Below are 23,624 nucleotides of genomic sequence, written 5' to 3' on the forward strand. Positions count from 1 at the left end.
CGTGGGACTGTCGGGGACGGCGCAGCGCGCCCTGCGCAACGCCTGGGCGCTGTTCGTCGGCGACGGAATCGAACCGCCGCACGCCACCGCGTCGGCCGTCGTCGCCGACGGACCGCACCGTACCCTGCGCCGCTACGGCGAGCCCGACGCGGGTGCCCCCGTCCTGCTCGTGCCCCCGCTCGCCGCGCCCGCACGCTGCTACGACCTGCGGCCCGGGCAGAGCCTCGTGCAGCACCTCGTCGACGCCGGCCGCAGCGTCCACGTCCTCGACTTCGGCACCATGGACCGTTCCGACCGGCATCTCGGCTTCGAGCACTGGGTCGACGACATCGTGCCCGAGGCGATCGCGCGGGTCTCCGAACTGTGCGGCGGCCGCGACGTCGACCTGGGCGCCTGGAGCCTCGGTGGGACCCTGTGCCTGCTCACCGCGGCCGCCCACCCCGGGCTGCCGATCCGCTCGATCACCGCGTTCGGCACGCCGATCGACTACGCGCGCATCCCCTTCCTGGGGCCGGCCCGCCACCTCGGACGCGCCGTGGGCGAGCCCGCCCTCACCGCCGTGACCCACCTGCTCGGCGGCGTGCCCGCCCCGCTGGTGCAGATCGGCTACCGGGCCACCGCCCTCGAACGCGAACTGACCCGGCCGTGGTTCGTCGCCTGCAACCTCGCCGACGCCGACACCCTGGCCCGGATGGAGGCGATCGACCGGTTCCAGGCCGACATGCCCGGCTACCCCGGCAGGCTGTTCCATCAGATGGCGATGCGCATCACGGTCGCGAACGATCTCGCGACGGGCCGGGTCCGCTTCGACGACCGGACGATCGACCTCGCCGACGTCTCCGTGCCCGTGCTCGCACTCGGCGGCAGCGACGACGTGCTCGCGCCCGTCCCGGCGGTCGAGGCGATCCGCCGGGTGCTGCCCGGCTCGCCCCACGTGCGGTTCGAGGTCGTGCCCGGCAGTCACCTCGGGCTGCTCGCCGGCCTCACCGCCTGCGGCACGTCGTGGGCGCACTTCACCGCGTTCCTCGACGACCCGTCGGCGCCGGTGCCGACGGGTCCCGGCGCGTCAGTCGGGGACGTTGTCCGCGTACCCGAGTTCTCGTAGCGCGGCCTTCAGCTTCGCCTGCGCCTCGTCGAGCGACTCCGGCGACGGGTCCTTCTCGGCCTTGCTGATGTCGAAGTCGCCGAGGTCGTACGCCGGAAAGACGTGCAGGTGCAGGTGCGGCACCTCGAGGCCCGCGACGAGCAGGCCCGCGCGCGGCGCGTCGAACGCCGAGCACACCGCCCGGCCCATGATGCGGGCGACGTCGCCGACCTTGCCCCACACGTCGGCGTCGACGCTCTGCCAGTGGTCCACCTCCTGACGCGGCACCACGAGCACGTGGCCCTGGTTCACGGGGTTGATGGTCAGGAAGACGACGACGTCGTCGTCCTGCCACACGAACCGGCCCGGCAGGTCGCCGGCGATGATCATGCTGAACACGGAAGCCATACCGGGGAGAATAGGCGGACCGCCGCGCGCGCCGCCTCTCGTATCCTCGTCGCATGTCGTCGCCGCAGCCGCCCCGGACGGGCCCGCTGCGCGCGCTCGTCGCCGACCTGATCGACCGGCACCTGCGCATCGTCGCGGCGGGGGAGCGGCGCGTGGTCGGGCTCTGCGGCCCACCCGGCGCCGGCAAGAGCACCGCCGCCGACCTGCTCGTCGGCCTCCTCCGCGACGCGGGCATACTCGCCGCGGCCGCGCCGATGGACGGCTTCCACCTGTCGAACCACCGGCTCGACGCCCGCGGCACCCGATCCCGTAAGGGTGCGCCGGAGACGTTCGACGTCGCCGGGTTCGCGGCGCTGCTGCGCCGTATCCGCGACGACCGCACGGAGACCGTCCACGCCCCCGAGTACTCGCGCCGCCTCCACGAACCGATCGCCGCGTTCCACGAGATCACCCCCGAGACCCGCGTCGTCGTTACCGAGGGCAACTACCTGCTCCTCGGCGACGGCGGGTGGGAGCGGATCCGCCCGCTGCTCGACCTCGTCGTCTACCTCGACGCACCGGGCGACGAGCTCGCCGCCCGGCTCATCCGGCGCCATCGGGCCACCGGATCCACCGCCGAGCAGGCCGCCGAGTGGGTCCGCACGGTGGATCTGCCCAACGCGCGCACCGTCGCGCGGACCCGCGACCGCGCCGACCTCGTGTGGTGCCCGGTGGAGGGGAACGACCGAGGCGCGGGAGCGGCCCGCTGGAGCCGCGCGGATGCGTCGGTCCGAGGCCCCGGACCGGTCCCGTAACCTGTGCTGCGTGCGCGTACTCGTTATCGGCTCCGGTGCCCGTGAACATGCCCTCGTCCTGGCCCTGACCCGCGATCCCGGCGTGACGGCCGTGCTGGCAGCCCCCGGCAACGCCGGCATCGGCCGGATCGCCGAGCAGTTCCCGGTCGACGCCGCCTCCGCCGAGGAGGTCGTCGCGCTCGCGAAGGAACAGAACGTCGACCTCGTGGTCATCGGCCCGGAGGTTCCGCTCGTCCTCGGTGTCGCCGACGCCGTCCGCGCCGCGGGCATCGCCTGCTTCGGCCCGTCCGCCGCGGCCGCCCGCATCGAGGGCTCGAAGGCCTTCGCCAAGGACGTCATGCAGACCGCCGGGGTCCGCACCGCGCACAGCGAGGTCGTCGACAATCCGGCCGAGCTCGACGAGAAGCTCGACCGCTTCGGACCCACCTGGGTGGTCAAGGACGACGGGCTCGCCGCCGGCAAGGGCGTCGTCGTCACCACCGACCGGGCCGCCGCCCGCGACCACGCGGCGGAGATCCTCGAGAACGGGCACCCGGTGCTGCTCGAATCGTTCCTCGACGGCCCCGAGGTCTCGCTGTTCTGCCTCGTCGACGGCGAGACCGTGGTGCCGCTGCTGCCCGCGCAGGACCACAAGCGTGTCGGCGACGGCGACACCGGCCCCAACACCGGCGGCATGGGCGCCTACACGCCGCTGCCGTGGCTGCCCGAAGGCATGGTCGACACGATCGTCGAGGACGTCGTCCGGCCCGTCGCCGCCGAGATGGTCCGCCGCGGATGCGGCTTCTCGGGCCTGCTCTACGCGGGCCTGGCCATCGGCAAGGACGGCCCGGCCGTCGTCGAATTCAACTGCCGCTTCGGCGATCCCGAAACCCAAGCCGTGCTCGCCCTGCTCGAGTCGCCGCTCGGGGAGGCGCTGAACGCGGTCGCGACCGGCACCCTGGCCGAGCTGCCGCCGCTGCGCTGGCGCGACGGCGCCGCCGTCACCGTGGTGCTGGCCGCCGAGTACTACCCGGCCAGCCCGCGCACGGGCGACGTCATCACCGGGGCCGACGCCGACGGGGTCCTCCACGCCGGCACCAGGCTCGCCGACGGATCGCTGGTCTCCGCCGGCGGCCGCGTGCTCAGCATCGTCGGCACCGGCGCCGACCTGACCGCCGCCCGCGACGAGGCCTACGCCACGCTCGCCGGCATCAAGCTGCCGGGCGGGCACTTCCGCAAGGACATCGGCCTCGCCGCCGTCGAGGGCCGGATCACCGTCTGACCGTCCCCGGCCGCCGGTCGCCCCCGGGCCCGCGACTACCGTCTGGTGACGTGCGGAGCGAATCGCAGCGATCCCGGATCCAGACCTTCCACGTCATGGACGTGTGGAAGGCCGCCACCGAGCGGCAGCGCACCCACGGCGACGTGCTGAGCCTGGCGGCGGGTCAGCCGTCCACGCCGGCACCCGCCCCGGTGCTGCGCGCCACCCATCGCGCGCTCGACGACGAGCTGCTCGGCTACACCGAGACGTTCGGGATCCTGCCGCTGCGCGCGGCGATCGCGGGCTACCACCGCGACCGCTACGGCATCGACGCCGACGCCGACGACGTGGTCGTCACCACCGGATCCTCCGGGGCGTTCACCCTGCTGTTCCTGGCCGCCTTCGACGTCGGCGACACGGTCGTCGTCGCCCGGCCCGGCTACCCCGCCTACCGCAACACCCTCGCCGCGCTCGGCTGCACGGTCGTCGAGCTGGACTGCGGGCCGCACACCCGCTACCAGCCGACCGTCGAGATGCTCGAGGCCCTCGACGGTCCGATCGCCGGACTCGTCGTCGCCAGCCCCGCCAACCCGACCGGCACCATGATCGAACCGGCCGAGCTGGCCGCGCTGGCCCGCTGGTGCGACGACCACGGCGCGCTGCTCATCTCCGACGAGATCTACCACGGCATCGAGTTCGGAACGCACGGTGCGCCCGCGACGAGCTGCGCGTGGGAGACCTCCCGCGAAGCCGTGGTGATCGGCTCCGTGTCCAAGTACTTCTCGATGACGGGATGGCGGCTCGGCTGGATGCTCGTGCCGGAGGGACTGCGCCCGCCGCTGCAGCGGCTGGCCTCCAACATGACGGTGTGCCCGCCGACGATCTCCCAGTACGCGGCCGTCGACGCGTTCGGCGCGGAGGCCCGGGCCGAACTCGACGGCCACGTCGCGCGGTACGCGGCCAACCGCGAGCTGCTGCTCCGGGGCCTGCCGGAGCTGGGGATCACCGAGCTTGCGCCCGCCGACGGCGCCTTCTACGTCTACGCCGACATCGGTCACCTGCTCCCGGCCGGCGAGAACTCCACCCGCTGGTGCGCCCGGCTGCTGCAGGAGACCGGAGTGGCGCTCGCGCCCGGCGTCGACTTCGACACCGTGCACGGCGACCGGACCGTCCGGCTGTCCTTCGCCGGTTCCACGGCGGACGTGCGGGCGGCGCTGGAACGGCTGCGCGCCTGGTTGCCCACACCGTGACGAAACCCGACAGATAGGTCCTACCTGCGAGTATTCGGGCCGTTTCCCTCAGGCGTGACCACCGGGACTGGCACCATGACAAGGGTGTCGATCGCAGCCACCCCGAAGGGCGAACGGCGCCGCCAGGCGCTCGTCGAGGCGGCGGCCGACCTGATCCTCGAGGGCGGGATCGATGCCGTCCGGCACCGCGCCGTCGCGCACCGCGCCGGACTTCCGCTCGCCTCGACCACCTACTACTTCCATTCCCTCGACGACCTGATCGCGAGCGCGGTGCAGCACAACGGGCGGCGCGAGCTCGACGCGATGCGCTCGCGGGTGCAGTGCGTCCCGCCGAGCGACCGCAGCCCCGAGTCCACCGCGGACCTGATCGTCGACCTGCTCGTCGGCCCCGGCGGGGTCGGCGAGATCGAACGCGAGCGCCTCATCGCCCGCTACGAACGGTGCGTCGCCACCGCCCGGCACCCCGAACTGCGCGACGTCCAGCATGAGTTGCGCGTGCAGATCGATCAGCTGCTCACGGACCTGCTGCAGCGGTGCGGGCGGTCGGTGCACGAGCCGCAGTTGCGGCGGCTCGTCGCGGTTGTCGACGGGGCCGTGCTCGGCGCGCTCGGCGATCTCGAGCCCGATCCGCGGGCCCTCGCGCGGGGCATCCTGCCCGACGTCGTGGAGCGGGTGGCACCGCCTGCCGAACAGGAGGCGTGACGGGGCGCCGTAAACTGATGTCCTGTGAGTCGCATCCCGAACGTTCTTGCCACCCGTTATGCCAGCCCGGACCTGACAGCGCTGTGGTCGCCGGAGCACAAGATCGTGCTCGAGCGCCAGCTGTGGCTGGCGGTCCTCCGGGCGCAGGCGGAACTCGGGATCGACGTCCCGCAGGAGGCCCTGGCCGACTACGAGCGGGTGCTCGAGCAGGTCGACCTCGAGTCGATCGCGGCCCGCGAGCGCGTCACCCGCCACGACGTGAAGGCCCGCATCGAGGAGTTCAACGCCCTCGCCGGCCACGAGCACGTGCACAAGGGCATGACCAGCCGCGACCTCACCGAGAACGTCGAACAGCTGCAGATCCTGCGCTCCCTCGAGCACGTGCACGCCCACGGCGTCGCGATCGCCGCGCGGCTGGCCGACCGCGCCGCCGAGTACTCGGCGCTGGTGATGGCGGGCCGGTCGCACAACGTCGCCGCGCAGGCCACCACCCTCGGCAAGCGGTTCGCGTCCGCCGCCGACGAGCTGCTCATCGCGCTCACCCGGTTGCGCGAGCTGATCGCCCGGTACCCGCTGCGCGGCATCAAGGGCCCCATGGGCACCGCGCAGGACATGCTGGACCTGCTCGGCGGCGACGCCGACAAGCTCGCGCGTCTCGAGGCGACGGTCGCCGAGCACCTCGGGTTCGCGAACGTGCTCACCAGCGTCGGTCAGGTCTATCCGCGCTCGCTGGACCACGACGTGCTCTCCGCGCTCGTGCAGGTCGCGGCCGGGCCGTCGTCGTTCGCGCACACCGTCCGCCTGATGGCCGGGCACGAGCTCGTCACCGAGGGCTTCCAGCCGGGCCAGGTCGGCTCGTCCGCGATGCCGCACAAGATGAACACCCGTTCCTGCGAGCGTGTCAACGGCCTGCAGGTGGTGCTGCGCGGGTATGCGTCGATGGCCGCCGAGCTCGCCGGCGCGCAGTGGAACGAGGGCGACGTGTTCTGCTCGGTCGTGCGGCGCGTCGCACTGCCCGACGCCTTCTTCGCCCTCGACGGCCTGATGGAGACGTTCCTGACGGTCCTCGCCGAGTTCGGCGCGTACCCGGCGGTGATCGAGAAGGAGCTCAACCGCTACCTGCCGTTCCTGGCCACCACCAAGGTGCTCATGGCGGCGGTGCGCGCGGGCGTGGGCCGCGAGACGGCCCACGAGGTCATCAAGGAGCATGCGGTCGCCGTGGCGCTGGCGATGCGCGAGCAGGGCCGCGAGCCGGACCTGCTGGACCGGCTGGCCGCCGACGAGCGGCTGCCACTGGATCGAGCGGCTCTCGACGCCGCGCTGGCCGACCGGTCGGCGTTCGTCGGGGCCGCGGAGGCGCAGGTCGCCACCGTCGTTGCGGCGGTGCAGGACCTCGTCGAGCAGTACCCGGAGGCCGCGAAGTACACGCCGGCGCCGATCCTGTAGGGATCGTCCGGAACGGGCTGCCGGGGGATTTGTCAGATGGGGGTAGCCGAAGTGCAGGGGAGAAGATGTTGGCTGGGAAGCCGGGTAATGCCGTACGAATTCGGGATGCGGTGCGGACACGAGCCGCGCTGCTAGACGCCGCGACGGAGGTCTTCCTCCGCGACGGATACGCCGCGGCGGCGACCGAGGAGATCGTCGCCGTCGCGGGCGTGACCCGTGGGGCGCTCTACCACCACTTCGCGAACAAGCGGGACCTGTTCCGCGGCGTCGTGGAACGGATGCAGGTGGAGACCGAGGAGACGCTCGCGGCGATCGAGGGGAACGATCCGTGGGACTCGTTCACCGCGGCGGTGCTCGCCTCGCTCGACGTCGTGTACGACCCGGCGATCCGCCGATTGCTGCTCATCGAGGCTCCCGCGGTGCTGGGCTGGGCGGAGGTGCGGGAGGGGCACCGCAAGAACACCATCATGATCACCGAGCGCGCGCTGCGGGCCATCGCGCGGCGCAGCGGTGAGCCGGCCCCGCAGTCCTCGGCGCTGGCGCACATGATCGTCGCGGCCGTCGAGGAGGCCATGCTCTACCTCGCCCACAGCGACGACCCGGTCCGCGAACGGCCGGAGGTGCAGGCGCAGCTGCTGCAGCTCCTCGAGGGCGTCCGGCGGCCGGCACCCGTCCAGGAGAGTGCGTGAGCGACTGCGTGTTCTGCGCGATCGTCGCCGGCACCGCGCCGGCGAGCATCGTGCTGGACGAACCGGACGTGTTGGCGTTCATGGACATTCGCCCGTTCACACCGGGACACCTGCTGGTGATCCCGAAGCGTCACGCGTCCGGTCTCGCGCACCTCGATCCGCAGGACGGCGCGCGGGTGTTCGACGCGGGCCGGCGCATCGCCACCGCACTGCGCGCGAGTTCGCTCCCGATCGAGGGGGTCAACCTCTTCCTGGCCGACGGCGTCGCCGCCGGCCAGGAGGTGTTCCACGTGCACCTGCACGTCGTTCCGCGGCGTCGCGGCGACGGGTTCGGGCTGCGGGCGGTGCCGCGCACCCCGAACCGCACCGTGCTCGACGGGACCGCCGAGACGATCCGCGCGGCGCTGAGTGTGGGTTCCGATTGAGGCCGGGTGAATCCTCCGGACTCACCCGGCCAGATCGTCCGGGCCCACTTCGTCGTCACGCCACGCCGACGCGCTGACGCCCTGGCCCGACCGCAGCCACAGGATGCCAATGGTCAGGGCCGAGGCGAGCGAGCCGACGAGGACGACAGCGCGGCCGGAACGTCCGCGCCTGCGGAGCCGGCTCACCGGGGAACGGGAGGAATCGGTCACCGCACCATCCTCCCTCATCCCTGATGCGGCGGACATGTGCCCGATGGGCGCCTGCCCCGGCCGGCGACTGCATTGCCCTCGTCTCCCGGGCGCGGGAGACTGTCTGTGGACGGCGACCCGGCGAGTCGCAGGCGTTCGAGGAGGCGGTCGTGGAGTTGCAGATCGTGGCGGTCGACGAGCCGGACGACATGAACGTCGTCGGGAGATCGCCGGGATGATCGACGGGCGGCCGCCTGCCCGCGTGGAGTCGAGTTCCGACGTCGCCGACCGTAAAGCCCTGCTGCGCACGATCGGCTACAAGCTGTGAGCGGCCCCGTGCCGGACCGCCGGTAACCGGGTGCCGAGCCCGCGCGAGAGGAGGCGACCGTGTCCGCTCGAAAGTCCGTACATCCGGGGATTCACGGATACGCGCGCAGCGACTTCGCGGCCGTACGGCAGGCGTTCGCCGAGAACTTCGCCCGCCGTGGGGAGTTGGGCGCTGCCTGCTGCGTCTACTACCGCGGCGAGAAGGTGGTCGATCTGTGGGGCGGGGTACGGGACAAGGCGACCGGCGAATCCTGGGAACGGGACACCATGACGCTGGTGTTCTCCGCCACGAAGGGGATGGCCGCCATGACCGTCGCGCTGGCCCATTCCCGTGGATGGCTCGATTTCGACGAGCGCGTCTGCACCTACTGGCCCGAGTTCGCGCAGAACGGCAAGGAACGGATCACCGTCCGCCAACTGCTGGCCCACCAGGCCGGGCTGTTCGGTTTCGACGAGCCGGTGGATGTCGGGGTCATCGCCGATCCGGACCGGCTGGCCGCGATCATGGCTCGCCAGAGACCGGAGTGGGAGCCGGGGGCGCGGCAGGCCTACCACGCGATCAGCCTCGGCTTCTATCAGGGTGAACTCGTTCGCCGGGTCGACCCGCAGCACCGCACGCTGGGGCAGGTCTTCCAGGACGAGATCGCGACCCCGCTGGGGCTGGAGTTCTACATCCGTCTCCCGGCCTCCGTTCCCGACGCCCGACTTGCCCCGCTGGTGATGCGGAACCCCTTCCTGAACCTCGCTGAGCTGTCGCCGCGGCTGTTTCCGGCGTTCCTGAACAAGCGGTCGGTGTTCTACCGCTCGCTGGTCGCCAACCCGGGAACGCTCGTGGCAATGGACGCGGACACGATCTACGCGCGCGATCTGGAGGCACCGTCCGGCGGAGGCGTGGGCACGGCACGCGCCCTGGCGCACGCCTACGGCGTCCTGGCCACCGGCGGTGCGGAACTCGGCATGCGCCCGGACACGCTGCACGAACTGACGGCCCCGCCGGTGCCGCCCCGGAACGGATTCCACGACGCGTGCATGCTCGGGGACATCCGGTTCTCCCTCGGTTTCATGCGCCCGAGTCCCGACTGGTCTTTCGGCGGGCCCCGGTCGTTCGGCGCGCCCGGTGCCGGCGGCTCCTTCGGCTACGCCGATCCGGATGCCGGGATCGGCTACGGCTACGTCTGCAACCGCATGGGCAAGTCTCGAAACGATCCGCGCGACGTCGCTTTACGTGCCGCGATGACCCGCGCCGTAACGTCGACCTGATCCGGGGCGGTCGCGTACCCGGCCCCGGGGGGTCGATCGAAAGACCCCTCCGGACAAGGTGTTCGGCGGATGTCAGGCCTTCGACAGCGCCGTCGGGTGGGGTTCGGTGTCGACGCCGGGGATGCCGCGCCCGCGCAGGGAAGCTCCGGCCGTTTCTGCCACGAAGTACAGCGCGACGAGGCCGACGACGCACGCCCCCATCATGTAGAAGGCGGGCACCAGGTCGTTGCCGGTCCGTTCCACCAGCCACTCGTTGACCGCCGGTGCGGTCCCACCGAACAGCGACGTCGAGACGTTGTAGGCGATCGCGAAGCCGGCGAAGCGCACGTGGGTGGGGAACATGGCCGGGAATGTCGCCGAGATGGTCGACAGCTGCAGGACGTACAGCAGGCCGAGGACGGTGAACGCGACGATCGCCCACCCGAAGCTGATGCTCATGAGCTTGTACATGGGAACCGCGAAGAGCAGCAGGCCGACCATCGAGATCGTCCACATCGGCTTGCGGCCGATCCGGTCGGACAGGGCGCCCGCGAACGGGATGACGGCCATCATCGCGAGCTGACCGATCACGACGAGGAACAGCGACGCGGTGCTCGACAGTCCGATGCGGCTCTCGAGATAGGTGGGCATGTAGCTCAGCAGGGTGTAGTTGCAGACGTTGAGGGCGACGACCAGGCCCATCAGGGTCAGGATGGGCCGCCGGTACTGCACGAGCAGGTCCTTGAACTGCGTGCCGGTGTCGTGCTCGACGGCGCCCTCGGCTTCGAGTTCCCGGAACACCGGGGTGTCGTCGAGCCTGGACCGCAGGTACAGGCCCACCAGGGCGAGCGGTCCGGCGACGAAGAACGGCAGACGCCAGCCCCACGTGCTCATGAACGCGTCGGTGGAGACCAGGTCGACGAACAACACGATGAGCGCGCCGAACGAGAACCCGCCGAGGGTGCCGAACTCCAGGAAGCTGCCGAAGAACCCGCGCTTGCGGTCGGGGGAGTACTCGGCCATGAACGTCGCGGCGCCGCCGTACTCGCCGCCGGTCGAGAAGCCCTGGATCATGCGCAGCAGAACCAGCAGCAGCGGCGCCCAGAATCCGATGGACGCGTACGACGGGACGGCGCCCAGCAGGACGGTCGCGGTGCCCATCAGGATGATCGTGAGCGCGAGCACCTGCCGGCGGCCGAGGCGGTCGCCGAGGGGGCCCCACACCAGCCCGCCGAGGGGACGGACGAGGAAGGACACGGCGAAGACGCCGAGGGTGAGCAGGGTTGCCGACTCGAGATCGTCGGGGAAGAACGCGTCGGCGATGTAGGTGGCGGTGTAGGCGTACACGCCGTAGTCGAACCACTCGGTGAAGTTCCCCATGGCAGAGGCGCTGATGGCGCGCCGTAGATGCCCCGGTGGGACCTCCTGGGGCTCACCCTTCCGGCCGGCGTTGGTGGTGCTCACGACACTTCCCTTCGTTCGGACAACCGTCCCTGCGTACCCACAGAGCGCACGCGGGATCCGGTCGATGCGACGATGGAGAGAGTTCGTTACTGTTCCGTAATTGTTCTTCTGGGGTTTCCCGCATGGTGGACGCCGCCGCGCGCACGGGGGTGGGGGGTGCGAGCGGTTCAGTCGTGGTCCAGCGCGCCGGCCTTCAGCGCCGCGGCGTTGATGCGGGTGAGCACGTCGTGCAGTTCCTCCAGCTCGGCCAGGCTCACGCCGAGCTTGCGGACGACCGTCTCCGGGACGGTCGCGGCCCGCGCCCGCAGGGCCCGGCCTTCGTCGGTCAGGTCGACGACGAGTTGCCGCTCGTCCAGCGGGCTGCGGGTGCGGGTGATCAACCCGGTCGACTCGAGCCGCTTGAGCAACGGCGACAGGGTGGGGGAGTCCAGCTGCAGGGCCCGGCCGATCTCCTTCACCGACATCGGGGCGTCGCCCCACAGGGCCAGCATCACCAGGTACTGCGGGTGGGTCAGGCCGAGCGGCTCGAGCACCGGCCGGTACACCGAGAGCACCGCCCGGTTGGCGACGGCGAGCGCGAAGCAGACCTGACGGTCCAGGGCGAGCGGGTCGTCCGTCGCCCTCGCCGACCCGGCTTCGACCCCGGCCGACTGCGGGCGGGCCTCCGTGCTCATGGTCTCGATGCTACCCAACCGGTGACCTGCCCAATGCCGTCGCCTCGCACCCGCTGCCGCGCCCCCTCCCGGCGGCGGTGTTACGCGGCGATGACGGGATTCCGGCCGATGTGAGCTCCACGAAATGCGGCGTTGTTCCAGGGATGACCAACGCGAAATCGACTGCACGTCTACTGATTGCAGGCCGCAGCCGGGCGAGATCACCGGCGCGCCCGCCGAATCCACCGATCTCCGAGGAGAACTCAGTGACCGACATCGAGCAGACCATTGCCGACAACATCGCCAGGTCCCTGGCCGAGATCCCCCATCCGGCACTGCCCAAGGGCACCAACCTCTACGGCTCGACCAAGATCTTCCCCGACTATCGGGCCGAGGACGGCGAGTGCTACTTCACCCTCGTGCACGGCATCGCCCACGAGTCGTCGGTGAGCTTCGTCGCGGTCCTGCAGGCCACGCGCGCGCTGCGCAAGGGCTTCGAGTCGGCCATCTACTTCTACGGCACCGGAGCGATGAATGCCGTTGCCACACGCGGCTTCCCGACGACAGGTGACAACGGGTTCCCGGGTGAGCAGAACATCAACGACGCGCTGACCACCTTCATCACGGAGGGCGGCAAGGTCTTCGTGTGCCGGTTCGGCCTCGCGCTGCACGGGCACCGGGAGGAGGACCTGATCGAGGGCGCCATTCCCGCCCACCCCCTGGACGTGCAGGACGCGATCATCCACTACGCCCGCAAGGGCGCCATCATCAACTCCACCTACATGGTCTGAAGGGTGACACCATGAGCGGTCTCTCGACCCGGGTCGACCTGGCCGTCCGCGGCATCCGGTCCCTCGAGGCGCCGGTGCACAGGCGTTCCGGCGCCGGCCCGAGCGACGACGGGCACGTCCTGATCGGCGGGGTGGGCGGCGCGATCCCGATCCGGTCCGACAGCCCGTACACGGTGGACGGCACCCGGCTGCTGCTGGACGGAACGGACACGGGCCTCGACGTCGAGCCGGTGCGCCGGCCCAGGTTCTACGACCTGCAGACCGCGGACGGCGTCTCCTACGAGAAGATCGCCCGCCTGCACGGCGCCGACGTCCTGGCCACCACCGTGGTGCAGACCTGTATCCGGTACGACCCCGACCAGCGCTGCCGCTTCTGCTCGATCGAGGCGTCGCTGGCGGCGGGTTCGACGGTCGCGGTCAAACGTCCCGAGCAGCTCGCCGAGGTCGCCGCGGCCGCGGTCCGCCTCGACGGGGTCACCCAGATGATCATGACCACGGGCACCTCCGCCGGGACGGACCGGGGCGCCCGCCACCTGGCCCGCTGCGTGCGCGCGGTCAAGGCGGTCGTGCCGCACCTCGCCGTCCAGGTGCAGTGCGAACCGCCCGGCGATCTCGCCACCCTCACCGACCTGCGCCGGGCGGGCGCCGACTCGATCGGCATCCACGTCGAATCCCTCGACGACGGCGTGCGCCGGCGCTGGATGCCGGGCAAGGCGACGGTTCCGCTCGCCGAGTACCGGGCGGCGTGGGCCGAGGCCGTGCGCGTCTTCGGGCGCAACCAGGTCTCCACCTACCTGCTCGTCGGACTCGGCGAGGACGCCGACGAACTCGTCGCCGGTGCAGCCGAACTCATCGCGATGGGGGTCTACCCGTTCGTGGTGCCGTTCCGACCCCTCGCCGGCACCCTCGCCGTCGACGTCGACGGGGCGACGGCCCCCGACGCGACGCTGCTCGAGGACGTCACCCGGCGCGTCGCCGCGCAGCTGCGGGCGGCGGGCATGGCCGGCTCCGACCAGAAGGCCGGATGCGCCGCGTGCGGCGCGTGCAGCGTGCTGCAGAACGCGGGAGGCTGACATGACATCCGAATCCGGTTCCCGGACCACCGAACTGTTCGACCCCGCGGTGCTCGCCGGTCCCGCACCGGCGCCGCCGCCCGGCTTCCTCGTGCGCGCGGCGGCCCACGCCGGCGACGTGGCCGCCTACCACCGGCTGCGCCGCGAGACGTTCGTGCTCGAGCAGGGACTGTTCGCGGGCAGCGACCGGGACGACCTCGACGACGATCCCCGCACCGTCGTCCTGGTCGCTGCCGCACCCGACGGCGCCGTCCTCGGCGGGGTGCGGCTCGCCCCGGCCACCGACGGCGTGGACCTCGGCTGGTGGACCGGCAGCCGCCTGGTCGTCGACAGCCGCAGCCGCCACGGCGGCGGCATCGGCCGGGCCCTCGTCCGCGCGGCCTGCGCGTACGCCGAGTCCCACGGCGTGCTGCGCTTCGACGCGACCGTGCAGGCACCCAACGAGCCGATGTTCACCCGACTCGGTTGGGTCCGCCGGGACGACGTCGTCGTCGCCGGTGCCCCGCATGTGCTGATGCAGTGGCCGCTCGACCGCATCGAACGGCTCGTCCGGTCCACGAAATCGGTCCTGGCGCAGGTCTTGGCGCCGTTGGACCGGGATCCGGACGGGCTCGGTGGCAACGGGTTTCGTGGCGACGACGGTGCGCCCGTCCCCGGCAGCGACCTCGTCGCGGCGTGCGACGCGATCGTGCCGGCGATGGTCCAGCGCGATCCCGAGTGGGCGGGCTGGTGCGCGGCCCTGGTCAACCTCAACGACCTGTCCGCGATGGGTGCGACGCCGGTCGGGATGCTCGACGCCGTCGGCGCCCCCAACCGCTCGGTGCTCACCCGCGTGCTCCGCGGGCTGGCGCACGCCGGCCGGATGTGGAACGTGCCGATCCTCGGTGGCCACACCCAGCTCGGCGTCCCCGCCGCGCTGTCGGTCACCGCGCTCGGCGCGGCGGCCGAGCCGATCCCGGCGGGCGGTGGCTCCGCGGGCCACGACCTCCGCCTCACCGTGGACCTGCGCGGCCGGTGGCGACCGGGATACACCGGACAGCAATGGGATTCCACCTCGACGTGCACGTCCGAGGAGCTCGCGCTGCTCGGGTCCTTCGTCCGCCGCGCGCGGCCGGCGGCGGCCAAGGACGTGAGCATGGCCGGACTCGCCGGCACCGTCGGGATGCTGGCCGAAGCGAGCGGCGTCGGCGCCGTCCTCGACGTCGCGAGGATTCCCCGGCCGGCGGGCCCGACGATGGGCGACTGGATGGCGTGCTTCCCGGGCTTCGCGATGGTGACCGCGGACCGGCCCGGACGCCCCACGCCGCCGAGCGGACCGGCCGTGTCCGCGGTGTGCGGGGAACTGACCACACGACCGGGGGTCGGCCTGCGCTGGCCCGACGGCATGATCACGAACGCGGTGCACGGCACCGTCACAGGATTGGGAAGAGCATGAGCGAGATCGGAATCTCGGTCGCGGCGGCGGAATTCGGCCGCGACATGGAGCAGTCCTACGCGACGATCGCGGCACTGATCGACCAGGCCCGCGCCCGCGGCAGCGACCTGCTGGTGCTGCCCGAAGCGTGCCTCGGCGGGTACCTGCCGAGCCTCGGCGGTGGCGACGAGAGCGAGGCGGCGCGGGAGCGGCGCCTGCGCGCGCTGCCGCCGGCGCTCGCACTCGACGGACCGGAACTGCGGCGGGTCGTGGACCTCGCCGGCGACCTCGTGGTGACCCTGGGCTTCTGCGAGGCCGACGGGCCGACCCGCTACAACGCGGCCGTGACGCTGCACGGCGACGGCATCCTCGGCTCCTACCGCAAGGTGCACCAGCCGCTGGGCGAGAACCTCTGCTACGACGCCGGCGACCGCTACGCGGCGTTCGACACGCCGATCGGCCGGATGGGCATGCAGATCTGCTACGACAAGGCGTTCCCCGAGGCCGCCCGCGCCCTGGCCCTCGACGGCGCGGAGATCGTCACGTCGCTGTCCGCCTGGCCGACGGCCCGGACCGCGCAGGCCGCGGCTCTCGCGGACGATCGGTGGACGCAGCGCTTCGACATCTACGACCGGGCCCGGGCCACCGAGAACCAGGTGGTGTGGGTGGCGTCCAACCAGGCCGGCACCTTCGGGTCGCTGCGGTTCGTGTGCAGCGCCAAGATCGTCGGGCCGGGTGGGGAGATCCTGGCGACCACCGGCACCGACCCCGGCCTCGCGTCCGCCCGGCTCGACGTGCGCGCCGAACTCGACGCGATCCGCGGCGGCGGCATGTACAACCTGCGGGACCGGCGGCCCGAGGTCTACGGCGACGTGGTGGCCCCCAACCTGGTGACCGGGACGCAGCTGAGCCGCGAGCAGCGGCCGGCGTCCCTCCGCGGCGCAGGTGTGCCGGCCCATGCCTGAAATGACCTACACGGTGCGGTGGCCCGACGGCCGCGCCGGCGAGTACTACTCGCCGTCCCTGGTGATGCACGACCATCTGACCGCGGGCGCGGAGTACGCCGTCCGGGACTTCGTCGACCGCACTCGCCTGGCCCTCACCGAGGCGAGCGAACGCGTGCGCGTCAAGTTCGGCATGTACTGCACCTCCGCGGCCGCGACACTCGCGGAGATCGAGGCGGCGGCCGGTCGTTACGAACCCGATGCCGTCGTGCGGGTGCTGGCCCTGGATCCGCCCACCGTCGACGCCGCGCCGGGCGGCGCCGGCGCAGCCCACCGACCGGAAGGAACAGTCCGATGATCGAGAACCGTGACGTCGTCGTCGTGGGCGGGGGCCAGGCCGGTCTGTCCGTCAGCTGGCACCTCGTGCAGCGGGGCATCGACCATGTGGTGCTCGAACGGGACGGCATCGCCCACGAGTGGCGCGACAGCCGGTGGGACAACTTCACCCTCGTCACCCCCAACTGGCAATGCAACCTGCCCGGCTACAGCTACCGCGGCGACGATCCGGACGGGTTCATGACCCGCGACGAGACGTACGCGTTCGTCCGCGGCTACGCCGGCACCTTCCACCCGCCGGTGCGCGAGGGCGTCGCGGTCACGTCGGTGACGCAGGCGGCCGGCGGCGGCTTCGATGTGCAGACCACCGCAGGCCCGATCCGGGCGCGGCAGGTCGTCGTCGCCACCGGCGGCTACCACGAGCCCGTGGTGCCGCGGTACGCGGAGAAGCTGCCCGCGCACCTCACCCAGCTGCACTCCTCGCGGTACAGGTCGGCGTCCGCGCTGCCGGACGGTGCGGTGCTGGTGGTCGGCAACGGGCAGTCCGGCGCGCAGATCGCCGAGGACCTCATGCTCGCCGGCCGGCAGGTCCACCTGGTGACCGGGAGCGCACCGCGGGTGGCGCGGTTCTACCGCGGGCGGGACTGCGTGGCCTGGCTGCACGACATGGGCACCTATGACGTGCCCATCGCCGAACACCCCGGCGGAACCGCCAAACGGGAGAACACCAATCACTACGTCACGGGCCGCGACGGCGGTCGCGACATCGACCTGCGGTCCTTCGCCCTCGAGGGGATGCGCCTCTACGGCAGGCTGCTCGGTGTGGACGACGGAGTGCTGCGTGTGGCGCCCACCCTCGGCGCGTCGCTCGACGCGGCCGACGCCGTGGCCGAGAGCATCAAGGACATGATCGACGACCACATCGCGCGGGAGGGCATCGACGCCCCGCCGGAGGAGCGGTACGTCCCGGTGTGGCGACCCGCCGAGGAACCCACCGGCCTGGACCTGGACACCGCCGGGATCGGCTCGGTGATCTGGTCGATCGGATTCCGGACGAACTACCGCTGGCTGCACGCCGGGGTCTTCGACGGTGCCGGTCTGCCGTGCCACAATCGGGGCGTGACCTCGGTGCCCGGCCTGTACTTCCTGGGCCTGCCCTGGCTGCACACGTGGGGATCGGGACGGTTCGCCGGAATCGCCCGCGACGCCGAACACCTCGCGGACCGGATCGAGCTCGAGGCCGGACTGCGGGCCTCGATCGGCGCCCCGGCCTGACGGGCGCCGCATGACGCGCATCGCCGCCCTGGCCGGTCACTTCGGACGCGACGTGCCGCGGGCCCTGCTCAAACTGGAGACCCTGATCGAGTCCGCGCGACGGGACCGCATCGAGTTGCTGGTGCTGCCCGACGCGTGCCTCGGCGGGTACATCTCGGACCTGCGCCGGCCCGACCCGGACGATCTGCCGCCCGCACTGTGGCGGGACGGACCCGAACTCGACGCGCTCGCCCGGATGGCGGGCGAGATGACCGTGTGCGTCGGCTACACCGAACGGGACGGGGATCTGCGGTACAACGCCGCCGCCTGCGTCACCGGCGACGGGATTCTCGGCACCCATCGCAAGGTGCACCAGCCGGCCGGGGAATTCCTCGCCTACGCGCCGGGCGACCGGTTCGAGGCGTTCGACACCCCGGTGGGCCGCATGGGGATGCTGATCGACTACGACAAGACGTTCCCCGAGTCCGCCCGCACGCTGGCGCTGGACGGCGCACGGATCGTCGCCGCGCTGTCGGCGTGGCCCGCGAGCGTCACCGACCGGGCGGCCCGGCTGCCGCAGGACCGGCAGTCCCGGCTGTTCGACCTGTACGACGCGGCCCGCGCCGCCGAGAACCAGGTCGTGCTCGTCTCGTCCAATCAGACCGGGATGCAGGGCGGCATGCGCTTCCTCGGGCAGGCGAAGATCGTCGGCCCGGGTGGCGAGGTGCTCGCCCGCACGGGCACCAAAGGCGGGCTCGCCGTCGTCGACATCGACGTCGAGGTCGAGGTGGAACGGGCCCGCCGGGTGCTGCACCACCTGGCCGAGCGGCGCGTGGACACCTATCGGGGACTGCTCGACGAGAAGGGGGACATCGGGTGAGGATCGCTCTGCTCACGTACTCCACCAAGCCGCGCGGCGGTGTCGTCCACACCCTCAATCTTGCCGAGGCCCTGGCCCGGACGGGCCACGACGTCGCCGTGTGGACGCTCGGGCGCGGCGGCGACGACGGGTTCTTCCGCGCCGTCGACCCGGCCGTGCGGGTGCGCGTCGTCCCGTTCGCCGGGGTGGAGGGGGAGGGGGTCGGGGAGCGCATCGTGCGTTCGATCGCCGCGCTCGGCGCGGCGTTCACCCCCGGCAGGTACGACGTGGTGCACGCGCAGGACTGCATCAGCGCCAACGCCGTCGGAAACCGGTGCATCCGCACGATCCACCACCTCGACCGGTTCACCACGCAGCAGCTCGCCGCCTGTCACGAACGGGCCGTCGCCGAACCGTATGCGCGGATCTGCGTCTCGCGTGCGGTCGCCGAGGAGGTCCGCGCGGGCTGGGGTTTCACGCCCACGGTCATCGCCAACGGCGTCGACGCGCACCGCTTCTCGCGCGCCGAGCACGACAGGGCGGCGCGGGCCCGGTGGCGGGCGCAGCTGGGGGAGTACGTGCTGGCCGTCGGTGGCATCGAGCCCCGCAAGGGCAGCATCGATCTGGTGGAGGCGTTCGCCCTGCTGCGCCGTGAGCGGCCCGGGATGCGGCTGGTGTTCGCCGGCGGCGAGACGTTGTTCGACTACCGGCCGTACCGAGCCGAATTCGACCGTCGCTGCGCGGAACTGGGCGTGGATCCGACGATCCTGGGGACGGTGGCCGAGGACGCGCTGCCGGCGTTGGTCGCGCAGGCGTCGGTGTTCGCGTTCCTGTCCACGAAGGAGGGCTTCGGGCTCGCCGCGATGGAGGCCCTGGCCGCCGGAGTGCCCGTGGTGGCGCGGGATCTGCCGGTGCTGCGCGAGGTGTTCGGCGACACCGTCCGGTTCGCGTCGACGCACCGGGGGATGGCCGGCGCCCTCACCGAGCCGCCCGACGCCGCGCGGACACACCGGGGGCGGGCGCTCGCCGCGGCCCACACCTGGGACGACGCGGCGGCCGCGCACCTCGCGTTCTACCGCTCCGTCGTGCACCTGCAACCCGCGGAACACTCCCGGGATGCGGCCCGGGGTCAGTGCCCGGCGGGCCGGTAGCGGCGGACCGGTCGGCCGGTGCCGCCGTATTCGAGACGCAGTTCGAGCAGGCCTGCGTCCAGGTAGTGCTCGAGGTAGCGGCGCACGCTCACCCGCGACAACCCGGCCAGCTCCGCGCACTCGGTGGCGGACAGTTCGCCGCGGGCGCGGACCGTGTCGAGGATCAGCCGGCCGGTTTCGGCGCTCAGTCCCTTCGGCAGCCGTACGGGTTCGGCGGCCTTGCCGCCGGCACCGAACAGGGAGTCGATGAACGTCTGGTCGGCGCTCGTCTGGGTCGCGAGCTCGTGCGCTCGGCGCCGGAAGTGCTCGAGCTTCTCCCGGAGCTGCGCGTACTCGAACGGCTTGACCAGGTAGTCGGTCGCTCCGCCGTGCAGGGCGCGACCGACGGTGTCGATCTCCCGGGCGGCGGTGATCATGATGACGGCGACGGCGTCGCCCTCGGCGCGCAGCCGCTGAAGGACGTCGAGTCCCGACATGTCGGGCAGGTAGACGTCGAGCAGGAGGAGGTCGGGTGCGGTGGTCCGCGCGGCGTCGAGCGCCTCCGCGCCGCTGTGTGCCACCGCGACCGTGGTGAATCCCTTTGTCCGGTCCACGAATCGACGGTGGATCTCCGCGACCATGAAGTCGTCGTCCACGACGACGACCTTGTGCGTCGCCGCCTCGTCCGATCCTGGACGGTCGTGCATGGTCAGCCATCCTTACTGCGCGGGATGTGGACGGTGAACAAGGCGCCGCCGGTGACCGGGGCATCGGAGACGGTAGCCGATCCGCCGTGCTGGGCGCTGACCAGTCGCACCAGCGCCAGTCCGACCCCGCGTCCCCCGGGCGTGTCGGGTTTGGACGTGACGCCCCGGGCGAAGATCTCCTCCCGCAGGGAATCGGGCACGCCGGGACCCGAATCGGCGACCTCGACCGTGATGCCGTCGGAGTCGGTGATGCGGACGGAGATCCGCGCGTCCCGCTCGCCCTGCGACACGTCGACGGCGTTGTCGACGAGATTGCCGAGGACGGTGATGACGTCGGTGGCGAGTTCGGGGTCGAGGGCCCGCAGGCGCGAATCGGGCTCGAGGACCAGGGTCACTCCGGTCTCCGCGGCGAGCGATGTCTTCGCGATGAGCAGGGCGGCCACGGCGGGGTCGGAAATACGCTGCGTCACAGCGTCACTGATTTCCGCTCGGCGCCTGGTGAGAGTTCCGACGAAGTCGGTGACGGCGTCGTAGTCGCCGAGTTGGGTGAGCCCCGAGATGGTGTGGAGCTGATTGGCGAATTCGTGGGTCTGGGCCCGGAGGGTGTCGGTGACACTCTTGTGCGACGACAGCTGGCTCTGCAGCGACGCCAGCTCGGTGCTGTCGCGCATCGTGGTGACGGTGCCGATCCGCTGTCCCCGGCTCGTCGCGGTCCGGCGACTGAGCGCCAGCACCCGGGACGCCGTCGACAGCACGACGTCGCCGCTGTCGTCCCCGCTGAGCAGGTACTGACGGACCGCGGGTTCGAGGTCGACGTCGTCGACGCGGCGGCCGACGGCGTCCGCGGTGAGGTCGAGCAGCTCCTGTGCGCTGTCGTTGAGAACGGTGATGACGCCCTCGGTGTTCACCGCCACCACGCCCTCGCGGATGTTGTGCAGCAGCGCCTCGCGGTGGTCGGCGAGGTTGGCGATCTCGGCGATCTCGAGCCCCCGGGTGTGGGTCTTGATCCGTCGCGACAACAGCCACGAGCCGAGGAGCCCGAGCCCGGCGCCGATGCCGAGATACAGCAGCAACCGGGCTCCGGCGCTGCTGAGGAGGTCCCACAGGGACGGGTAGTCGTCGCTCACCGCCACGATCGCGAGCACGGACCCGGCCGGCGACAGGATCGGGACGTGTCCCGCGATGGCCCGACGGCCGTCGACGACCACGTCACCGGACCAGGCCCGGCCGCTTGCCACGTCGCTGGCCCCGAGTTCCGCAGCCGCGCCGAGCCGGGTCGGGTCCGACGACACGAGGACCGTGCCGTCGGCGGTCACGATCTCGGCGAGCGTCGCCCCGGACAGGTTCACGGCGCGGTCCACTTCGGGCGCGAGAACCGTGCCGGCGGACGGTGCGGACAGCAGTTCCCGCACCACGGGCGTCGAGGCCACGTTCTCGGCGACCGCGATCATCCGCTGACCCTGCAGGTCGCGGAATCCGACGGTCGACTGGTGCACCGACACCGCGGCGACCGCCAGCAGCACCACCGCCACGACGGCGAGCTGAAGGAGCAGAACCTGCCCGGCGAGGCTGCGGATACGGAGGGGACGTGGTGACCACAATGAACTCAAGTTCCGTTTCGTACTCAAGAGTGACGTGACTCACTGACGGGTTCAGTATTGCCGAAGGTCACATTTTTCGGCGAAAGAAGGAACGATGTCCAGGACAGCCGGCGGAGGCCGCGTACGTGCGGTCCTACTGCTCGTGCTCGCGGGGATTCTCGTTGCCGGATGCGGCGTCACCCGCGGCGAGGACGAGGGTCTGCACCGGGTGCGGATGATGGTTCCCAACAGCCCCGGCGGAGGCTACGACCTCACCGCCCGGACGGCGGTGAAGATCATGGAGGACGACGGCATCACCGGCCGCGTGGAGGTCTTCAACGTCATCGGCGCAGGCGGAACGGTGGCGATGGCCCGGCTCATGAACGAGGCGGGCAACGACGACCTCATGATGATGATGGGCCTCGGGGTGGTCGGCGCCGGCTACACGAACGGCTCGACGGCCCGGGTGTCCGACGCCACGGCCCTGGCCAGGATGGTCGAGGAGCAGGAGGGCATTCTCGTCCCCGCGGACTCGCCGTTGCGCACCGTCGACGACTTCGTCGCCGCGTGGCGCGCCGACCCGTCGGCGATCACGATCGGCGGTGGATCGTCACCCGGAGGTCCCGACCACCTGTTCCCGATGGAGACGGCACGTGCGGTGGGAGTGGATCCGAAGGCAGTGAACTTCGTGTCCTACGACGGCGGCGGTGATCTGCTGACCGCGCTGCTCGGCGAGAAGATCACCGCGGGCACGTCGGGGCTCGGCGAGTACGTCGACCAGATCGAGGCGGGCCAGGTCCGGGTCCTCGCGGTGTCGGGCAACGAGCGCGTTCCCGGCATCGACGCACCGACGCTCCGTGAGGCGGGCATCGATCTGACCTTCACCAACTGGCGCGGAATCCTTGCGCCGCCCGGAATTTCGGACGAGGCCAAGGCGGCAATGGTGGAGGCGCTCGCGAAGTTGCACGACACCCCGGCATGGAAGGAGGCTCTGGTGAAGAACGGGTGGAGCGACGCGTTCGCGACCGGACCGGAGTTCGAGCGGTTCCTCGAAGAGCAGGACGAGCGGGTTTCGTCCACGCTGTCCGAGCTGGGGCTCGCATGAGTACGCGGGCAGCGGCCGATGCGACGCCGGCCCGCCGGATGAAGGATCCGGCCCAGTTCGTCGTCTGCGGTGTGCTCGTGGCGGTGGGAGTCTTCCTGATCGTCGACGCGCTCACTCTGACAGCGGGTTTCGTCAAGGTCGACCCGGTGGGGCCTCGGCTGTTCCCGATGGTCGTCGGCACCGGACTCGTCGTCTGCGCGGTGGCGCTCGCAGCGGCGATCCTGTGGGGATCGACCGGCGAGGAGGACGGCGGAGAGGACGTGGACCTGTCGTCGCCCGGGGACTGGCGCACGGTCGGGCTGCTGGTCGCGTTGTTCGTCGCGACGATCGCCCTCGTCGGCCCGCTGGGGTGGGCGATCACCGGAACCCTGTTGTTCGCCGGCGCCGCGACGGTCCTGGGAAACAGGCACTACGTGCGCAGTCTCGTGATCGGGGCGGTCCTCGGGTTCGGCAGCTTCTACGCATTCTACGTCGGGCTCGGAATACCGCTGCCCGCAGGCATTCTGGACGGAATTCTGTGA

At 71.6% G+C, this 23,624-nt stretch carries 25 protein-coding genes and 1 pseudogene; 20 read left to right on the top strand and 6 right to left on the bottom strand.

Annotation, left to right across the window (positions count from 1 at the left end; genetic code table 11):
- Position 1 precedes the first annotated feature (1 nt).
- Positions 2 to 1,105 (top strand): alpha/beta hydrolase, encoded by a 1,104-nt coding sequence (locus HFP48_RS05170; RefSeq protein ID WP_168579158.1) that lies wholly within the window; start codon positions 2 to 4, stop codon positions 1,103 to 1,105.
- Here the strand turns inward: HFP48_RS05170 and HFP48_RS05175 are convergent.
- Positions 1,067 to 1,492, bottom strand: a complete 426-nt coding sequence (locus tag HFP48_RS05175; protein WP_029541228.1) for an HIT family protein — start codon at positions 1,490 to 1,492, stop codon at positions 1,067 to 1,069. The genes HFP48_RS05170 and HFP48_RS05175 overlap by 39 nt on opposite strands.
- A 53-nt stretch (positions 1,493 to 1,545) precedes the next feature.
- On the opposite strand from HFP48_RS05175, the gene HFP48_RS05180 reads away from it, so the two are divergent.
- The 7 genes from HFP48_RS05180 (at position 1,546) to HFP48_RS05210 (ending at position 8,038) form a co-directional block, all read left to right on the top strand.
- Complete coding sequence (locus HFP48_RS05180; RefSeq protein ID WP_168579159.1) at positions 1,546 to 2,286, top strand: nucleoside/nucleotide kinase family protein; 741 nt, start codon at positions 1,546 to 1,548, stop codon at positions 2,284 to 2,286.
- A 10-nt stretch (positions 2,287 to 2,296) separates the two neighbouring features.
- Complete coding sequence (gene purD, locus HFP48_RS05185) at positions 2,297 to 3,547, top strand: phosphoribosylamine--glycine ligase (RefSeq protein WP_029541231.1); 1,251 nt, start codon at positions 2,297 to 2,299, stop codon at positions 3,545 to 3,547.
- 50 nt (positions 3,548 to 3,597) lie between these two features.
- The gene (locus tag HFP48_RS05190; RefSeq protein WP_029541234.1) at positions 3,598 to 4,776 is read left to right on the top strand and encodes a pyridoxal phosphate-dependent aminotransferase; all 1,179 of its coding nucleotides are present in this window, start codon (positions 3,598 to 3,600) and stop codon (positions 4,774 to 4,776) included.
- A gap of 84 nt (positions 4,777 to 4,860) precedes the next feature.
- Complete coding sequence (locus tag HFP48_RS05195; protein WP_029541237.1) at positions 4,861 to 5,478, top strand: TetR family transcriptional regulator; 618 nt, start codon at positions 4,861 to 4,863, stop codon at positions 5,476 to 5,478.
- Between the two features lie 24 nt (positions 5,479 to 5,502).
- A complete protein-coding gene (purB, locus tag HFP48_RS05200; RefSeq protein WP_168579160.1) occupies positions 5,503 to 6,924 on the top strand; it encodes an adenylosuccinate lyase in 1,422 nt (473 codons plus the stop codon).
- Between the two features lie 110 nt (positions 6,925 to 7,034).
- Positions 7,035 to 7,613, top strand: a complete 579-nt coding sequence (locus HFP48_RS05205) for a TetR/AcrR family transcriptional regulator (RefSeq protein WP_006931853.1) — start codon at positions 7,035 to 7,037, stop codon at positions 7,611 to 7,613.
- Positions 7,610 to 8,038: an HIT family protein gene (locus HFP48_RS05210; RefSeq protein ID WP_006931860.1), complete on the top strand. Its 429-nt coding sequence runs from the start codon at positions 7,610 to 7,612 to the stop codon at positions 8,036 to 8,038. The genes HFP48_RS05205 and HFP48_RS05210 overlap by 4 nt, the downstream gene beginning before the upstream one ends.
- A gap of 21 nt (positions 8,039 to 8,059) precedes the next feature.
- Here the strand turns inward: HFP48_RS05210 and HFP48_RS05215 are convergent, their stop codons facing one another.
- Positions 8,060 to 8,248 (bottom strand): hypothetical protein, encoded by a 189-nt coding sequence (locus tag HFP48_RS05215; RefSeq protein ID WP_006931861.1) that lies wholly within the window; start codon positions 8,246 to 8,248, stop codon positions 8,060 to 8,062.
- A 199-nt stretch (positions 8,249 to 8,447) separates the two neighbouring features.
- Here HFP48_RS05215 and HFP48_RS05220 point away from each other — a divergent pair.
- Positions 8,448 to 8,555, top strand: a pseudogene (locus HFP48_RS05220) (adenosine-specific kinase); the annotation flags it as partial.
- A 59-nt stretch (positions 8,556 to 8,614) separates the two neighbouring features.
- Positions 8,615 to 9,814: an EstA family serine hydrolase gene (locus HFP48_RS05225; protein WP_006931863.1), complete on the top strand. Its 1,200-nt coding sequence runs from the start codon at positions 8,615 to 8,617 to the stop codon at positions 9,812 to 9,814.
- A 72-nt stretch (positions 9,815 to 9,886) separates the two neighbouring features.
- Here HFP48_RS05225 and HFP48_RS05230 read toward each other — a convergent pair whose 3' ends face one another.
- Positions 9,887 to 11,173, bottom strand: coding sequence for an MFS transporter (locus HFP48_RS05230; protein ID WP_246872559.1), 1,287 nt, complete (start codon positions 11,171 to 11,173; stop codon positions 9,887 to 9,889).
- Positions 11,174 to 11,424: 251 nt separating this feature from the next.
- Positions 11,425 to 11,931 (bottom strand): MarR family transcriptional regulator, encoded by a 507-nt coding sequence (locus tag HFP48_RS05235; protein ID WP_029541264.1) that lies wholly within the window; start codon positions 11,929 to 11,931, stop codon positions 11,425 to 11,427.
- 245 nt (positions 11,932 to 12,176) lie between these two features.
- Here HFP48_RS05235 and HFP48_RS05240 point away from each other — a divergent pair, with 245 nt between their 5' ends.
- From HFP48_RS05240 to HFP48_RS05275, 8 genes are read left to right on the top strand one after another with little or no spacing between them, the layout of a single operon-like run.
- Positions 12,177 to 12,701, top strand: a complete 525-nt coding sequence (locus HFP48_RS05240) for an MSMEG_0572/Sll0783 family nitrogen starvation response protein (protein ID WP_006931869.1) — start codon at positions 12,177 to 12,179, stop codon at positions 12,699 to 12,701.
- An 11-nt stretch (positions 12,702 to 12,712) separates the two neighbouring features.
- Positions 12,713 to 13,774, top strand: a complete 1,062-nt coding sequence (locus tag HFP48_RS05245) for an MSMEG_0568 family radical SAM protein (protein WP_029541268.1) — start codon at positions 12,713 to 12,715, stop codon at positions 13,772 to 13,774.
- A gap of 1 nt (position 13,775) precedes the next feature.
- The gene (locus HFP48_RS05250; RefSeq protein ID WP_029541271.1) at positions 13,776 to 15,209 is read left to right on the top strand and encodes an MSMEG_0567/sll0787 family protein; all 1,434 of its coding nucleotides are present in this window, start codon (positions 13,776 to 13,778) and stop codon (positions 15,207 to 15,209) included.
- Positions 15,206 to 16,153 carry a carbon-nitrogen hydrolase family protein gene (locus HFP48_RS05255; protein ID WP_006931873.1) on the top strand — a complete coding sequence of 316 codons (948 nt, stop codon included), beginning with the start codon at positions 15,206 to 15,208 and terminating at the stop codon, positions 16,151 to 16,153. Before HFP48_RS05250 ends, HFP48_RS05255 begins: the two co-directional genes overlap by 4 nt.
- Positions 16,146 to 16,490: an MSMEG_0570 family nitrogen starvation response protein gene (locus tag HFP48_RS05260; protein WP_029541275.1), complete on the top strand. Its 345-nt coding sequence runs from the start codon at positions 16,146 to 16,148 to the stop codon at positions 16,488 to 16,490. Before HFP48_RS05255 ends, HFP48_RS05260 begins: the two co-directional genes overlap by 8 nt.
- Positions 16,487 to 17,743, top strand: a complete 1,257-nt coding sequence (locus HFP48_RS05265; protein ID WP_029541279.1) for an MSMEG_0569 family flavin-dependent oxidoreductase — start codon at positions 16,487 to 16,489, stop codon at positions 17,741 to 17,743. The genes HFP48_RS05260 and HFP48_RS05265 overlap by 4 nt, the downstream gene beginning before the upstream one ends.
- Positions 17,744 to 17,753: 10 nt before the next feature.
- The gene (locus HFP48_RS05270) at positions 17,754 to 18,602 is read left to right on the top strand and encodes a carbon-nitrogen hydrolase family protein (RefSeq protein ID WP_006931879.1); all 849 of its coding nucleotides are present in this window, start codon (positions 17,754 to 17,756) and stop codon (positions 18,600 to 18,602) included.
- On the top strand, positions 18,599 to 19,732 hold the full coding sequence (locus HFP48_RS05275; protein WP_168579162.1) for an MSMEG_0565 family glycosyltransferase: 1,134 nt from the start codon (positions 18,599 to 18,601) through the stop codon (positions 19,730 to 19,732). The genes HFP48_RS05270 and HFP48_RS05275 overlap by 4 nt, the downstream gene beginning before the upstream one ends.
- Here HFP48_RS05275 and HFP48_RS05280 read toward each other — a convergent pair.
- Positions 19,711 to 20,418, bottom strand: coding sequence for a response regulator (locus HFP48_RS05280; RefSeq protein ID WP_029541286.1), 708 nt, complete (start codon positions 20,416 to 20,418; stop codon positions 19,711 to 19,713). The two genes, HFP48_RS05275 and HFP48_RS05280, sit on opposite strands and share 22 nt — an antisense overlap.
- Before the next feature lie 2 nt (positions 20,419 to 20,420).
- On the bottom strand, positions 20,421 to 22,046 hold the full coding sequence (locus HFP48_RS05285; RefSeq protein WP_168579163.1) for an ATP-binding protein: 1,626 nt from the start codon (positions 22,044 to 22,046) through the stop codon (positions 20,421 to 20,423).
- A gap of 67 nt (positions 22,047 to 22,113) precedes the next feature.
- Here HFP48_RS05285 and HFP48_RS05290 point away from each other — a divergent pair, with 67 nt between their 5' ends.
- Both HFP48_RS05290 and HFP48_RS05295 read left to right on the top strand, forming a co-directional pair.
- Positions 22,114 to 23,103: a tripartite tricarboxylate transporter substrate-binding protein gene (locus HFP48_RS05290; RefSeq protein ID WP_006931886.1), complete on the top strand. Its 990-nt coding sequence runs from the start codon at positions 22,114 to 22,116 to the stop codon at positions 23,101 to 23,103.
- Entirely contained in the window at positions 23,100 to 23,624 is a 525-nt protein-coding gene (locus HFP48_RS05295; protein ID WP_006931888.1) for a tripartite tricarboxylate transporter TctB family protein, read from the top strand. The genes HFP48_RS05290 and HFP48_RS05295 overlap by 4 nt, the downstream gene beginning before the upstream one ends.

It is taken from the genome of Rhodococcus sp. DMU1, assembly GCF_012272955.1.
Lineage (GTDB): Bacteria > Actinomycetota > Actinomycetes > Mycobacteriales > Mycobacteriaceae > Rhodococcus > Rhodococcus aetherivorans.